The organism is Solibacillus sp. FSL R7-0668 (assembly GCF_038006205.1).
Classification (GTDB): domain Bacteria; phylum Bacillota; class Bacilli; order Bacillales_A; family Planococcaceae; genus Solibacillus.
This window is the reverse complement of record NZ_JBBOUU010000001.1, coordinates 44,037-56,898: the sequence shown is the minus strand read 5'-3', so window position 1 is coordinate 56,898 and position 12,862 is coordinate 44,037. Positions and strand designations below refer to the sequence as shown.

At 38.5% G+C, this 12,862-nt stretch carries 15 protein-coding genes, 1 tRNA gene and 1 other RNA gene; 8 read left to right on the top strand and 9 right to left on the bottom strand.

The genetic code is table 11. The features are described from left to right. Positions 1–104: 104 nt before the first annotated feature. From MKX47_RS00245 to ffs, 6 genes are all read right to left on the bottom strand, one after another. Positions 105–356 (bottom strand): pro-sigmaK processing inhibitor BofA family protein, encoded by a 252-nt coding sequence (locus MKX47_RS00245; protein ID WP_340777667.1) that lies wholly within the window; start codon positions 354–356, stop codon positions 105–107. 85 nt (positions 357–441) lie between these two features. Then, on the bottom strand, positions 442–657 hold the full coding sequence (locus MKX47_RS00240) for a YaaL family protein (RefSeq protein ID WP_340769919.1): 216 nt from the start codon (positions 655–657) through the stop codon (positions 442–444). Between the two features lie 16 nt (positions 658–673). Continuing rightward, a complete protein-coding gene (gene recR / locus MKX47_RS00235; protein WP_274308696.1) occupies positions 674–1,270 on the bottom strand; it encodes a recombination mediator RecR in 597 nt (198 codons plus the stop codon). Between the two features lie 69 nt (positions 1,271–1,339). Continuing rightward, positions 1,340–1,654, bottom strand: a complete 315-nt coding sequence (locus MKX47_RS00230; RefSeq protein ID WP_340769915.1) for a YbaB/EbfC family nucleoid-associated protein — start codon at positions 1,652–1,654, stop codon at positions 1,340–1,342. Between the two features lie 27 nt (positions 1,655–1,681). Continuing rightward, a complete protein-coding gene (gene dnaX / locus MKX47_RS00225; protein ID WP_340769914.1) occupies positions 1,682–3,424 on the bottom strand; it encodes a DNA polymerase III subunit gamma/tau in 1,743 nt (580 codons plus the stop codon). A 196-nt stretch (positions 3,425–3,620) separates the two neighbouring features. Then, positions 3,621–3,888: signal recognition particle sRNA large type (gene ffs / locus MKX47_RS00220), an RNA gene on the bottom strand. Positions 3,889–4,046: 158 nt separating this feature from the next. Here ffs and MKX47_RS00215 point away from each other — a divergent pair. From MKX47_RS00215 to MKX47_RS00200, 4 genes are all read left to right on the top strand, one after another. Next, positions 4,047–4,139: transfer RNA gene (locus tag MKX47_RS00215), tRNA-Ser, on the top strand. Positions 4,140–4,320: 181 nt separating this feature from the next. Next, positions 4,321–5,580 carry an ATP-binding protein gene (locus MKX47_RS00210; RefSeq protein WP_340769912.1) on the top strand — a complete coding sequence of 420 codons (1,260 nt, stop codon included), beginning with the start codon at positions 4,321–4,323 and terminating at the stop codon, positions 5,578–5,580. Position 5,581: 1 nt separating this feature from the next. Beyond that, entirely contained in the window at positions 5,582–6,460 is an 879-nt protein-coding gene (locus MKX47_RS00205; protein ID WP_340769910.1) for a response regulator, read from the top strand. A gap of 111 nt (positions 6,461–6,571) precedes the next feature. Next, on the top strand, positions 6,572–7,810 hold the full coding sequence (locus MKX47_RS00200; protein WP_340777664.1) for a cation:dicarboxylate symporter family transporter: 1,239 nt from the start codon (positions 6,572–6,574) through the stop codon (positions 7,808–7,810). Positions 7,811–7,853: 43 nt separating this feature from the next. On the opposite strand, the gene MKX47_RS00195 is transcribed toward MKX47_RS00200, so the two are convergent. Further along, on the bottom strand, positions 7,854–8,477 hold the full coding sequence (locus tag MKX47_RS00195) for an RraA family protein (RefSeq protein WP_340769909.1): 624 nt from the start codon (positions 8,475–8,477) through the stop codon (positions 7,854–7,856). Positions 8,478–8,623: 146 nt separating this feature from the next. Between MKX47_RS00195 and MKX47_RS00190 the strand changes: the two genes are divergently transcribed. Beyond that, positions 8,624–9,004 (top strand): sodium:proton antiporter, encoded by a 381-nt coding sequence (locus MKX47_RS00190; protein ID WP_340769908.1) that lies wholly within the window; start codon positions 8,624–8,626, stop codon positions 9,002–9,004. Positions 9,005–9,050: 46 nt separating this feature from the next. Here the strand turns inward: MKX47_RS00190 and MKX47_RS00185 are convergent, their stop codons facing one another. Both MKX47_RS00185 and MKX47_RS00180 read right to left on the bottom strand, forming a co-directional pair. Continuing rightward, positions 9,051–9,719 carry a deoxynucleoside kinase gene (locus MKX47_RS00185; protein WP_340769906.1) on the bottom strand — a complete coding sequence of 223 codons (669 nt, stop codon included), beginning with the start codon at positions 9,717–9,719 and terminating at the stop codon, positions 9,051–9,053. After that, positions 9,716–10,354 carry a deoxynucleoside kinase gene (locus MKX47_RS00180; RefSeq protein ID WP_340769904.1) on the bottom strand — a complete coding sequence of 213 codons (639 nt, stop codon included), beginning with the start codon at positions 10,352–10,354 and terminating at the stop codon, positions 9,716–9,718. The genes MKX47_RS00185 and MKX47_RS00180 overlap by 4 nt, the downstream gene beginning before the upstream one ends. 194 nt (positions 10,355–10,548) lie before the next feature. Here MKX47_RS00180 and tadA point away from each other — a divergent pair, with 194 nt between their 5' ends. From tadA to MKX47_RS00165, 3 genes are all read left to right on the top strand, one after another. Further along, the gene (gene tadA / locus MKX47_RS00175; protein ID WP_340769902.1) at positions 10,549–11,046 is read left to right on the top strand and encodes a tRNA adenosine(34) deaminase TadA; all 498 of its coding nucleotides are present in this window, start codon (positions 10,549–10,551) and stop codon (positions 11,044–11,046) included. Between the two features lie 9 nt (positions 11,047–11,055). Beyond that, a complete protein-coding gene (locus MKX47_RS00170) occupies positions 11,056–11,739 on the top strand; it encodes a YwaF family protein (protein WP_340769900.1) in 684 nt (227 codons plus the stop codon). 384 nt (positions 11,740–12,123) lie between these two features. Next, positions 12,124–12,771 carry a nitroreductase gene (locus MKX47_RS00165; RefSeq protein ID WP_340769898.1) on the top strand — a complete coding sequence of 216 codons (648 nt, stop codon included), beginning with the start codon at positions 12,124–12,126 and terminating at the stop codon, positions 12,769–12,771. Positions 12,772–12,862 lie beyond the last annotated feature (91 nt).

Below are 12,862 nucleotides of genomic sequence, written 5' to 3'. Positions count from 1 at the left end.
GTGTTATGTCAACACTTTATTTTAATGATTCAATCGATATTGTATGTCGTCCTTGCGACTTATAATAATATACCACTATTTATTTAGTATCGCAACCCCTTTTATTAAATTTTTTTCATTATCACTAAAAAACTTACACAAATAATGCCTGGAAGTCCTAAAATCGTGATTGTTACTACGGAAAATAGGTTGACCGGTAGTTGAATCCCCCATTTCACAAAGCTAAAAACATAGTTAATAACAAATAATAAAGCAATAACTGCAGCAAATTTGAACCAGAACCACGCAAAATATTCAATTACTTTCCCCCGGGACTCTTTGTTCATAAAAAAAAGAAATAAGAAAACAAAACACATCGCGATTACTATGTAACGCACAGCACCATCCTCGTTTTTTTAATGGTAGCTTATGCGAGCGGCTTGTTTCTTATTTCTATAATCTTTATTTAATTAATACACGACGTACACGCGCTTCTTTATATAAGTAAAAATGAATGCTTTCGGCTTTTTTTCGTTCAGCAATGACATCTAAATTATAGTCATCCATTAATTCTTCAAATACTTTTGCGCTTTGTAATGTTTCTTTTGTTTCTTTAATAGAAGAAACTAGTTTTTCATCGAACTCTTTTTTTAGTTTCCCTTTACGCGAGAACAACATCCATGTAGCCTCCTGATTATAATTCGCGACGGCCTTCCAATGCTTTTGATAATGTTACTTCGTCTGCATATTCTAAATCTCCGCCTACCGGTAATCCATGTGCAATACGTGTAGTACGAATGCCTGATGGTTTTACGAGACGTGAAATATACATAGCCGTTGCTTCCCCTTCTATTGTTGGGTTTGTCGCTAATATTAGCTCTTGTACACGCTCGTCATGTAAGCGACCTAATAAAGAGGCCACATTAATATCTTCAGGACCTACGCCATCCATCGGTGAAATTGCCCCATGTAATACATGATACAATCCTTGATAATCGCGCATTTTTTCCATAGCAATAACGTCCTTTGGGTCTTGTACAACACAAATTGTAGTAACATCGCGCTGTTTATCAGAACAAATATGACATGGATCGATATCAGTAATATGACCGCATTGTGAGCAGTACATCAAATTACGCTTTGCATCCACTAAAGCTTTGGCAAATGTTGTGACTGTATCTTCCTTCATCGTTAATACATGAAAGGCTAAACGGGCTGCTGTTTTGGGTCCGATTCCTGGTAACTTCATAAAACTATCAATTAATCTAGATATTGGCTCTGGATAGTGCATCTATTTCCCTCCTTTAAAAAGGCACATCCCAAAATAATGAGATGTGCGTTACTTGTTACACGATTCAAATTAGAAAGGAAGGTTCATTCCTTGTGTGAATTTACCCATCGTTGAGTTTGTTGTTTCTTCAACTTTTTTCAATGCTTCGTTTGTAGCGATTACGATTAAGTCTTGTAGCATTTCGATATCTTCTGGATCTACTACAGAATCATCTAGATTGATTTCTAACATTTGGCGTTGGCCGTTCATTACAACTTTCACCATACCGCCGCCAGCAGCGCCTTCAAATGTTTGTGCGTTTAATGCCTCTTGTGCCTCAACCATCTCTTTTTGCATCTTTTGCATTTTTTTCATCATACCTTGCATATTACCCATACCACGCATATTAAAATTCCTCCTTAAATTATGAAATTATTCTTCGACAACATCAACAAAGTCTTTTCCAAATCGCTTTTCGGCTTCTGTAACGAGTGGATCTTGTGCTGCATTAAGTTCGGCTTCATCGGCAAAGGCTGGTTCTTCTACTAATCCATCTGCTGAGTCATTTTGCGCTGGATTTTTTTGATCTAAACCGTTATCGCGAATGAAATTTTCTCGCAATGTGCCCCATGCTTGTTCTGGAATACATAGTAATTCATACTGTACACCCGCTTCTGAAGCGATACGACCTGTAAATGACGCCACAAGTGCATTGTTGTCTGCTACCATTTGACAATGTATATCATACTTGAATTTTACCACAAAAGCACTTGCATTTGCCGCTACAGGTTCTGCATCCGCAAGTAACGCTGCCTGTGATTTTTGTAAGCTTGATAAGCCAAGCGCCCAAGTTGATTTTATTTTTTGTAAATCCGATTTGGTTGCTGTTTTGAGTACCTCTTGAATACGACCAGTTGGTGCATTGTACTGATTCCCCTGTGGACGTACGCGCTGACGAGGTTGCACTTTAGCCGTAGCTGGACTTCCGCCATTTTGTAATTGCTGAGAAAGCTGTCCTAAACGATTTTCAAGTGAGGCTACTTTTCCTTCTAATGCTGGGTCCAGTGCTACCGCCTGTGTATGAGCAGCCGCTTTATACTGTGCCATTTTTAATAGAGCTGTTTCTAAATAGATTTTCGTATGATGTGAAAAACGCATTTCTTGTTGCGTTTTTGCCAAAATATCAATAAATCCATAAAGCATATCTGCATCAAATTGTTGCGCTAACAGCACGAACTTTTCTTCAGGAGAAATAAATTCTAGTAAATCCTCTAGCGTTCCATCTGTCTTGAGTAGGAGTAAATCACGGAAAAATGTAATAAAGTCCTCTGCTAAACGTAACGGTTCCTTACCATCTGAAATAAGCTGTTCCACACGACTTAATACTTGTGCAACTTCTTTTTGCTGAAGTGATTGTGCGATTTCATAAAAGGCATCTTGACTCACTGAACCTGTAACAAGAAGTACATCTTCCAGTTGCACGGATTCATTACTAAAGGAAACGACTTGATCCAGCAAGCTTAGTGCATCTCGCATTCCCCCTGCTGAAGCCTGTGCAATCGCCTTTAACGCTTGTTCGTCATAGCCCATACTGATATCCTCTAACACAACTTTCATACGTTCAACTATATCTATAGAAGAAAGTCTCTTAAAGTCAAAGCGTTGGCAGCGTGAAATAATCGTTGCTGGTAGCTTATGTGGCTCGGTCGTCGCCAAAATAAAGACCGCGTGCTCAGGTGGTTCCTCTAACGTCTTTAATAACGCGTTGAAAGCACTTGTAGACAGCATATGCACCTCATCGATAATGTACACTTTAAAGCGCGCATCAGCTGGTGCAAAGCGAACTTTTTCAATAATGTCGCGCATTTCTTCTACACGTGAGTTGGATGCCGCGTCAAATTCAATAACATCTGTATGGGAGCCCTCTGTGATGCTGATACATGTCGCGCATTCATTACATGGTTCTTTGGCAGGTGCATTTTCGCAGTTTAATGCTTTTGCAAAAATTTTCGCCGTACTTGTTTTCCCGGTACCACGTGGGCCAGAGAATAAGTAGGCATGCGTAGTCTTGCTAGCAAGGAGAGCATTTTGAAGGGTTCTCTTTACATGTGTTTGCCCTGACATTTCACGAAACGACTGTGGACGATACACACGATAAAACGCTTGATATGTCAACCTTTCCCTCTCCCTTCGTTAAAAATACATACATTTAGTATAGCATAAAGTAATTCGAAACTCTTTGAAATCTAACGGACAAAAGACAAAAAAGAGCGCTTGTATCCTTATACGTTTGCTCCACTATACTTTCGCTAAAAAAGAAAAAACGCACCCACTTTTAAAAGTGAATGCGTGTTTATTGGTAAAATTAATACCGTGCACCTTTCTTCGACTGCCGCACATAAGCGTTACTCCTGTCGACAGCTCAGGTTAGGCTACCCCGCGGCACATGAGCGGGACCACTTAATGCTGCTTCCTTCCGGACCTGACATGGTTCATGGGTGCCCATTGCGCAGGACCCAACCGTCAACACTACGTGCAAAAGGCAGACCAAACAATACGGACAGCCTCAGAAAAGGAATTCAATCTTGCTAGAGCGGATTGCAAGTTACAGGGCACCGCTACCTCCCCATCTAGCACGGCAAGTATTAGTATACTAAGCACATCACTAAAAAGCAATGAAATGACTTAATAAATTTTATTCACCACCGAAAAGTTTGAATTTATTTTCACAAATATTATTGACGCTCGTTTTAATTCGTGATAAATTAAATCTTGTCGAAAAGACAGCTTATATTATGGAGGTATACCCAAGTTCGGCTGAAGGGATCGGTCTTGAAAACCGACAGGCGGGTAACACCGCGCGGGGGTTCGAATCCCTCTACCTCCTCCACTTTTGAACCTAACCCGTTACGACTCTGTAACGGTTTTTTTGTCTGCAAATTTAGAAACTACGAGGTTATCTAACAAAAAAGTACTATTTCTAGTGCAAAGAAATAGTACTTTTTTGTATTTACTCGCTGTTTTCTAGTACAATAAATTATTCAGTCTTCCTATTAAAGGAGGTATTCCGTTTGGAAACAATTCCATCACGAACAAAAGTAACTAAAACATTGTTTTTTATCATGCTCGTTGCCTTGTTCACTTCTATTGGTGGCGAAATTAAAATGATTCCTTTTGAAAATATGCCCTTTCGCTTTGGATTAGGGACCGTTATTTTCTTTTTTGCCTTACTGATTCGGCCATTACCGATTGTTTGGACCGGCATTATTACTTCTATATTTGTGATTATGGAGCGTTCAATTATAGATATGCTGCTTTATGATGCTTCTTTTACAGCGCAATTACTGGAACATTTGCCAGCTGGCGTTTTTTATTTAACGTACGCGCTTTGCTTTAAGCTTATTCATTTAGATGAATTAAAAAAACAGCCGTTATTACTTGGCCTTTGTGGTACAGCTTTTGAGGTCCTTTCAAATACAGCCGAGCATATTACGACTGATTTTCTACTAGCCAACGAACAGGAAGCTTTTTCCTCGTTTCTACTATTTATTGTTGTCGGCTTATTACGTAGTTATTTTGTTGTCGGCGTGTATAGCATGATTACATTAAGCGAACAAAAAAAGCAGCTACAGCAATTAATTGCCATTCATTCCGAGCTTTATGTAGAGGCACTTTATATTCAAAAATCGATGAATCAAGTCGAGCAGCTAACTGCTAATAGCTATCAATTATATAAAAAGCTCATGCCGCTCGATAGCACACTTAGTAAAGAAGCACTGACCATCGCACAGGAAATTCACGAAGTAAAAAAGGATCATGAGCGCATTTATGCAGGTCTTGCTAAAATTACCGATACCGAATATAAAACACATTTTTATTTGTCCGATATACTCAGTTTTATCGTAGAGGCAAATGAAAACTATGCCAAGCATTTGAAGAAAACCATTTCGTTTACACTCATTTGTCCAGATGATTTCATTACAAAGGAACATATCGCGCTATTAGCGATATTGAATAATCTCATGGCCAATGCGGTCGAAGCCATTTCGAAGCAAGGGTTTATTACACTTAGTGTATCAATTCAGGAAGACATCACAACCTTTATTATTGAAGATAACGGCGTCGGTATTGAGCCTGCGCTGCTGCCCATTATTTTTGATGTTGGCTATACATCCAAATTTAATGAGCAAGGCCTAGCATCTACAGGAATTGGCCTATCTCATACAAAAACCATTATTGAAAACCTACAAGGTACGATTGCCGTAGCAAGTGAGACTACGACTTGCTTTGTCATCAATATTCCTACAGTTAATTTAAGAAAGGAGCTTTAATATGCGCTATTTTATCGTGGATGATGACCGTGCGAGCCGCGCTATGCTTAGCGCCATTATTAATGATTGTGAGCTCGGTACAGTTATTGGTGAAGCAAAGGATGGTTTAGAAGCCATCCCTCAAGTTTTACTGATGCAGCCGGAATTTGTCCTTATCGATTTATTAATGCCAAACTTAGATGGAATTGAAACGATCGAACGTTTACTGCAAGGTGGATTTAAAGGGCATTTTATTATGCTGTCCCAAGTCGTCAATAAAGAAATGGTTGCCGAGAGCTATGCAAAAGGAATCGAATTTTTTATTCATAAGCCTATTAACAAAGTCGAGGTGAAAATGGTATTACAGCGTACAGCTGAGCAATACCGCCTCAAAAATTCATTGCAAGCCATTCGTCAATCACTCAATAATTTTGAAGTACCTGAGATCAAACATACACAAAAAACAACACGTGAACATATTCAAACGATTTTAAATGATATGGGCATTGTAGCAGAAATCGGTAGTGAAGATATTATAAACATTATTGAACAGCTACTGATCGAAAAACATAAAATCGCACCACTTCCTCCGTTAAAAGAAGTATATGAGAGGGTAGCAATGCTAACAAAAACAACACCTGATGATATCGCAAAAGAAATTAAAGCGATTGAACAACGCGTGCGCCGTACTATTTTAGCCGCCATGATCAACTTAGCCAATCTTGGTATTGTTGACTATACAAACGCAGAATTCGAATATTACACACCGCGCTATTTTGACTTAACGGATATTCGTTTTTTAATGCAACAAATCGAAAAAAGTGGGCAACGTAAAGCAAGGGTAAATATAAAAAAATTCATTCAGGTCTTGTATTCAGAAATTATTAGCAAAGTAGATTAGTCGGATTCTGTCGGATTTTGTAACCCTACGATAAATTTAATATTAGGCTTGTCCTAACTATCATTTTTCTAGGAGGAACTACTTTTGAAAAAGATTAAAATTAGTTTAGCTATGCAAATTTTAATCGGTTTAGTTCTAGGTATTATTGTAGGTGCTGTGTTCTATGGCAACACAAACGTACAAACTTACCTACAACCACTTGGCGATATTTTCTTAAACTTAATTAAGATGATCGTTGTACCGATTATTATTTCGACATTAATCGTAGGTGTTGCTGGAACGGGCGATATGAAGCAATTAGGTCGTCTTGGCGGTAAAACACTCATTTATTTTGAAGTTATTACAACAGTGGCAATTGTTGTTGGTTTATTATCTGCAAATATCTTCCAACCTGGCGCTGGCATCGATATGAACGAGCTACAGCAAACAGATATCTCTTCTTATGTAGAAACAACTGAAGCACAGGAAGATAAAAGTACTTTCCAAATTATCGTGGATATCGTACCGAAAAACATTATAAACGCAATGGCTGAAGGCGATATGCTTGCCATCATCTTCTTCTCGGTTATTTTCGGTTTAGGTGTTGCAGCGATTGGAGAACGAGGAAAACCAGTACTCGCATTCTTCCAAGGTACTGCCGATGCCATGTTCTGGGTTACCAACTTAGTCATGAAATTTGCGCCAATTGGGGTTTTCGCACTAATTGGTGTAACCGTTTCCAAATTCGGATTATCTTCCCTTGTACCATTAGGAAAATTAGCGATATTAGTATACGCAACAATGATTTTCTTCGTAATCGTTGTCCTTGGTATTACGGCACGTATTTTTGGGATTAATATTTTCAAATTAATCCGTATGATTAAAGACGAGCTATTATTAGCCTACTCTACTTCTTCATCAGAGACGGTATTACCTCGTATTATGTTAAAAACAGAAAAAATGGGTGCACCAAAGGATATCGTATCGTTCGTTATTCCAACAGGTTACTCTTTCAACCTAGACGGCTCGACACTTTACCAAGCCATCGCGGCGATCTTCATTGCGCAAATGTATGGGATTGACCTTACGATTATGGAGCAGATTACATTAATGCTTGTATTAATGGTAACATCTAAAGGGATTGCTGGTGTTCCAGGGGTATCATTCGTTGTACTACTTGCAACATTAGGCTCTGTAGGTATTCCGCTTGAAGGGTTAGCATTCATCGCAGGGATTGACCGTATTTTAGATATGGCACGTACAGCTGTAAACGTAGTAGGTAACACATTAGCAGCGCTTGTGATGGCGAAATGGGAAAAACGTTTCGACGAGCAGCAGTTCGCTGAATATCAAGCAGCAAACTTAAAGTAAACATGAAATGATCCGAATGCATTTTTTGCACTCGGATCATTTTTTATTTTACAACCCTAGCTAAATACGCACGAATGGATTCTTCTCCATTATGTAATGCCTCTTGCTCGCGTGCTTCATCTTTTTGTACCTTTGCTTCTGCTGCTTCAATGATTTGTTCAATATCCTCTTGCGGCACAATAATGACCCCATCAATATCTCCAATTACGTAGTCACCAGATTGTACAACTACACCACCAATTGCAACTGGTCCCCCTACTGCACCACCGCCATTTTTATTGCCCGCTGCAACCGTTGTACCTAATGAGAACACCGGGAAATCAATGGCACGCGCTGCCGCTAAATCACGAATGACCCCATCGACAACAAAACCTTGCACACCTACCCCTTGTGCAAGCTGCATCACAAAATCACCTGCTACTGCGCGATTGGTATTACCCTTTGCATCAATAACTAAAATATCCCCTATATTTGCCTTGCTAATCGCTTCGAGCACTGCGCCATTTTCGCCATCTGGTAAGCGGACTGTTAATGCCCGACCCGCAATTTTAAAATGATCTGCTAGCGGGCGAATATTCGCTGCAACATTTGTATGTCCCCCTGTTGCATCTGAAATGGCTGTTGTGGGTAATGCTAATAAACGCTGTTCTACCGTTGTCATTGTCATAATTCCATCCCCTTTTGACTATACTGTCTCAACTTATAGACAATTTTAGCATACGTGATATCGCTTTTTCGTTGCAATATTTTTTTTGAACCGTTACAAATTTGCCTATTAGGGGAATACTCCTAACACATAGTAAAGGGGGAATTATGATGAATAATCCACTCATTGAACAGACTATCAATGATGCGGGCGAAACCGTTTATAAAATGAAAACCTTCGATATCGATGTTAGGGCACGCTTAACTGGTGGAATCGCTCCTACCATCACCTACATGCTTCGAGATCAAGATGTTACCGACGACATTCGTGCAATTCGCTTTCATTTCGAAAATCCCTCATCCTATATCGAAAACTATACAGACTTTCAAACAATGCTCTACCAAAAAGAACAACGCGCCATTAACACACTCTATGAGTCGATTAGCCTAAAGCCTAAAAATATGTCGACTGGCAAGCAAATTTTATGGAGTTTTTTCATATTTCTACTTATCATGGCCCCGGTGTTTTTCATTCTCTGGCTCAAATGAAAAGGACGCATTTCTATGAGACATTTCATAGAGATGCGTCCTTGTTTTATTTACGTAAATGAGTGGTTTGCTCAAGCATATGGCCAATGCGCGCGACCACATCCTCCACTTGAGCTGGATTTTTCATTAGATCATAGTCGTTTATATCGATACGTAGCACTGGGCAGGCATTGAAGTTATTAATCCACTCCTCATAGCGACCATGCATTTCTTGCCAATACGTATGGGGGGTTTGTTGCTCCATTTCACGGCCACGCTCTTGAATACGACCAATAACATCATCAATTGGACCTTCTAAGTACACCAATAAGTCCGGGTGCGGGAAGTACGGCATCATCACCATTGCATCAAATAGATTCGTATATGTTTCATAATCGATTGGCGTCATCGTGCCTTTATCGAAATGCATTTTCGCAAAGATGCCCGTATCTTCATAAATGGAACGGTCTTGAATAAAGCCCCCACCGTATTCAAAAATACGTTTTTGTTCTTTAAAGCGCTCCGCTAAAAAGTACACTTGCAAATGAAAGCTCCATTTTTCAAAATCGTCATAAAATTTATCTAAATACGGGTTTGTATCCACCTTTTCATAAGATGTGCGAAATGTTAACGCATCAGCTAGTGCCTTTGTCATTGTCGACTTTCCAACACCAACTGTTCCTGCAATGGTAATCACCGCATTGGCCGGAATATTGTACTTCTCTCGTAAATTCATGATTGATGCAAACTCCTTTGTTGTAACTTTTCTCCTACCAGCTGTAGGACATACTGTAAATCTTCTTCATTTTTTACAAAATCAAGCGCATCGCCATTGAGCTGGATGACCGGAATTTCTGGATGCATCTTTTCAAAATGACCAATAAATTCATGATAATCGCTTGAAAGTTGCGCCATATAGTCACGTGTAATGTTTTTTTCGAATTCTCGACCTCGCATCGCAATTCGCTGCATTAACGTATCTAAGCTGGCATGTAAATAAATGACCATATTCGGCTTTGGCATATCAGCCGTTAGTATTTTGTAAATGGCTTCGTACTTTTCATACTCGGTAGGCTTTAACGTACGCTTCGCAAAAATCAAATTTTTAAAAATATGATAATCAGCCACAACTGGATGCTGCTCTTCTAAAGTTCGATGAATATCAGACAGTTGCTTATAACGATTGCACAGGAAAAACATTTCCGTTTGGAAGCTCCACTCTTCAATATTTTCATAGAATTTACCTAGAAATGGATTTTCATCTACAATCTCTTTTAATAAATGATAATTAAACGTTTGTGATACGGCCTTAGATAATGAGGTCTTCCCGACACCTATCGGACCTTCTACTGTAATAAATGGCACAGACATTAGAAGTACTCCTTCTCTTTTTATAGTCAATGGGTTTCATTTTAACACAACGCTCTTTAGACAACAAAACAAACAATTCCATCCGATTGTAGGAAATGATTGCATGCACGTAGCCGTTCGAAAATTTCCTTTTATAGATAGTCGCGCAGATCTTTCAACCCATGCTACACTAATTGGTAAGGAGTGATACATGCATGCTCACAAAAGATCAATATTATATGCAACAAGCATTAGAGGAAGCAAAAAAAGCGGCAGCACTTGGCGAAGTTCCTATTGGTGCTGTTCTTGTATACAACGATGAAATTATTGCACGTGCCCATAATTTACGTGAGACCACTCAAAACGCATTAACGCACGCCGAAAGCATGGCCATTCAAGAGGCTTGCGGGAAGATAGGGAGTTGGCGATTAGAGGATACGACTTTATATGTCACATTAGAGCCTTGTCCGATGTGTGCCGGGGCCATTTTACAATCGCGTGTTCCACGGGTTGTCTACGGTGCACGCGATATAAAAGCCGGCTGTGTGGATTCGCTTTATCGATTATTAAATGACCCGCGCTTTAACCACGAATGTGACGTAACAGAGGGCGTATTAGCCGATGAATGCGGTCAAATTTTAACCGACTTTTTCCGCGCCTTACGCGAACGTAAAAAACAGGAGAAATTACTAAGAAAACAACAAGAAATGTAGGTGATTTATATGAACGGCTTTACCATTTTCGATTCCGTACATCTCACATGGCTTATTGGTATTTGTTTGTTTTTTATTATTTCACTATATTTCTATCATTATATTTCCCCTAAGCAGCAACAGCTTTTTCAAAAAATGATTTTTTGGCTGTTGCTATTTTTAGAGCTCGCTAAACAACTATACTTAGTTAGCACAAATCAATATTCCTATTGGAGTCCACCGCTTCATTTATGTGGGCTTGGAATATTGATTATTGGCTGGCATGTTTATGTTCCAAGTCGTACCTCCGCAACCTTGCTATTTACCTTAACATTGCCTGGCGCAGCAATTGCCCTTATTTTCCCTGGCTGGACAGCAGATGCGGTCGGTAGCTTTTTGCATATTCATAGCTTTGTGTTTCATGCACTACTTATTGTCTTTGTGTTAGTGCTTGTGCGAGAGCGCCAATTACAGACGGATTTTAAAGATTGCTGGCGTGCTGTTGTTTTTTTAGCATTAACCGTACCAATCATTTACGCTTATAACGCTGCCTTTAATACGAACTTTATGTTTTTGAATAAGCCTGTAGAAAATACACCATTGCAATGGCTGTTTGATGCATTTGGAGCGTCGGGCTATTTAGTTAGCTTAGCTGGGGTGATTTTTGTTATTTGGGTTGTGCTTTATTTCGTTAAAGGGTTAAAACGTGACTAGTTGGGGCACCTAACTATGCATGATTTTATGCAGAAGGCCAATCCTGTTACTTTGCTCGAAATTCTCCTCAACCATTGTTATTATAAGGTTTGTAAAAATTTGCATAAAAAGCTGTATAAAGAATATTCCATTTAAAAATTATTAAACGCCGTTATATCAATGTTTAATGATTTTTTGTCTATTCCCAAACTTTTATTTGGGAACGTTATTTAAATTAGCCATGTATATTAGATACAAATTAAAAATGATTAAATAGTTGTCTAAGTATAATTCCTTTAGAAATAATATTAAGTATTATCCATTGACATATTGCAATATTGCAATATAATAACACTATAACATATTTAATTATTGCAATATGTTAATACTAGGAGGTTATTAATAATGGACAATACAAATATTTTATTACGACGTCATTCTGTTAGAGACTTTATGGATAAAGAAATTGATGTCGATTTATTAAAACAAATCATCTTTGAGGCTCAAAGAGCTCCTTCGTATGAAAATAGTCAACCTTGGAAAGCTTACATCGCTACAGGAAAAACTTTAGAAAGCATTCGTGAGGTTCATAAACAGAAGGTTAAAAATAGAGAAAAGAGTTGGACAGAAGTTACACCACCTCTTGGTTGGCAAGAACATCCAAAAAATAATGTTGAGAATTATATGAAAGAAACTGAAAGTCTTATTGGAGAAAATGGCATTAAAGATTTGCTATCTCAAAATGCTATTTTATTTAATGCCCCAGCAGTTATTTACATTACAATTCCTAAAGATTCTTCTCATTACTCAGCTTATGATGTTGGAGCTTTCGGTTATGGTATTTTATTATCTGCTTATCACCACGGATTAGGAACAGTTCCTGCTTACGAAATTATTCGTTATCCTGGAGAGATTCGTGATCATTTTGATATTCCAGAAGATGAATCTATATTTATGGGAATTGCTATTGGTTATCCTACAGAAGGCAAACCGTTAAGCACATTAGTTATGTCTCGTGACAATTTAGATAATATTTTACAGATTAAAGAATAAAAAAGATCCCCTTTCTATGATTAGGTTCAGTCGCTTTAACCATAGAAAGGGGTTTTTAGATTAAAAAATTGAAATATTTCAATATGTAGTA

Excerpts from the sequence above, each read along its gene's own strand:
- recR (WP_274308696.1), bottom strand. The coding sequence starts at position 1,270 with ATGCACTATCCAGAGCCAATATCTAGATTAATTGATAGTTTTATGAAG.
- MKX47_RS00240 (WP_340769919.1), bottom strand. The coding sequence starts at position 657 with ATGTTGTTCTCGCGTAAAGGGAAACTAAAAAAAGAGTTCGATGAAAAA.
- tadA (WP_340769902.1), top strand. The coding sequence starts at position 10,549 with ATGCTCACAAAAGATCAATATTATATGCAACAAGCATTAGAGGAAGCA.
- MKX47_RS00205 (WP_340769910.1), top strand. The coding sequence starts at position 5,582 with ATGCGCTATTTTATCGTGGATGATGACCGTGCGAGCCGCGCTATGCTT.
- MKX47_RS00245 (WP_340777667.1), bottom strand. The coding sequence starts at position 356 with ATGTGTTTTGTTTTCTTATTTCTTTTTTTTATGAACAAAGAGTCCCGG.
- MKX47_RS00230 (WP_340769915.1), bottom strand. The coding sequence starts at position 1,654 with ATGCGTGGTATGGGTAATATGCAAGGTATGATGAAAAAAATGCAAAAG.
- MKX47_RS00195 (WP_340769909.1), bottom strand. The coding sequence starts at position 8,477 with ATGACAATGACAACGGTAGAACAGCGTTTATTAGCATTACCCACAACA.
- MKX47_RS00185 (WP_340769906.1), bottom strand. The coding sequence starts at position 9,719 with ATGAATTTACGAGAGAAGTACAATATTCCGGCCAATGCGGTGATTACC.
- MKX47_RS00165 (WP_340769898.1), top strand. The coding sequence starts at position 12,124 with ATGGACAATACAAATATTTTATTACGACGTCATTCTGTTAGAGACTTT.
- MKX47_RS00200 (WP_340777664.1), top strand. The coding sequence starts at position 6,572 with ATGCAAATTTTAATCGGTTTAGTTCTAGGTATTATTGTAGGTGCTGTG.
- MKX47_RS00180 (WP_340769904.1), bottom strand. The coding sequence starts at position 10,354 with ATGTCTGTGCCATTTATTACAGTAGAAGGTCCGATAGGTGTCGGGAAG.
- MKX47_RS00170 (WP_340769900.1), top strand. The coding sequence starts at position 11,056 with ATGAACGGCTTTACCATTTTCGATTCCGTACATCTCACATGGCTTATT.
- MKX47_RS00190 (WP_340769908.1), top strand. The coding sequence starts at position 8,624 with ATGATGAATAATCCACTCATTGAACAGACTATCAATGATGCGGGCGAA.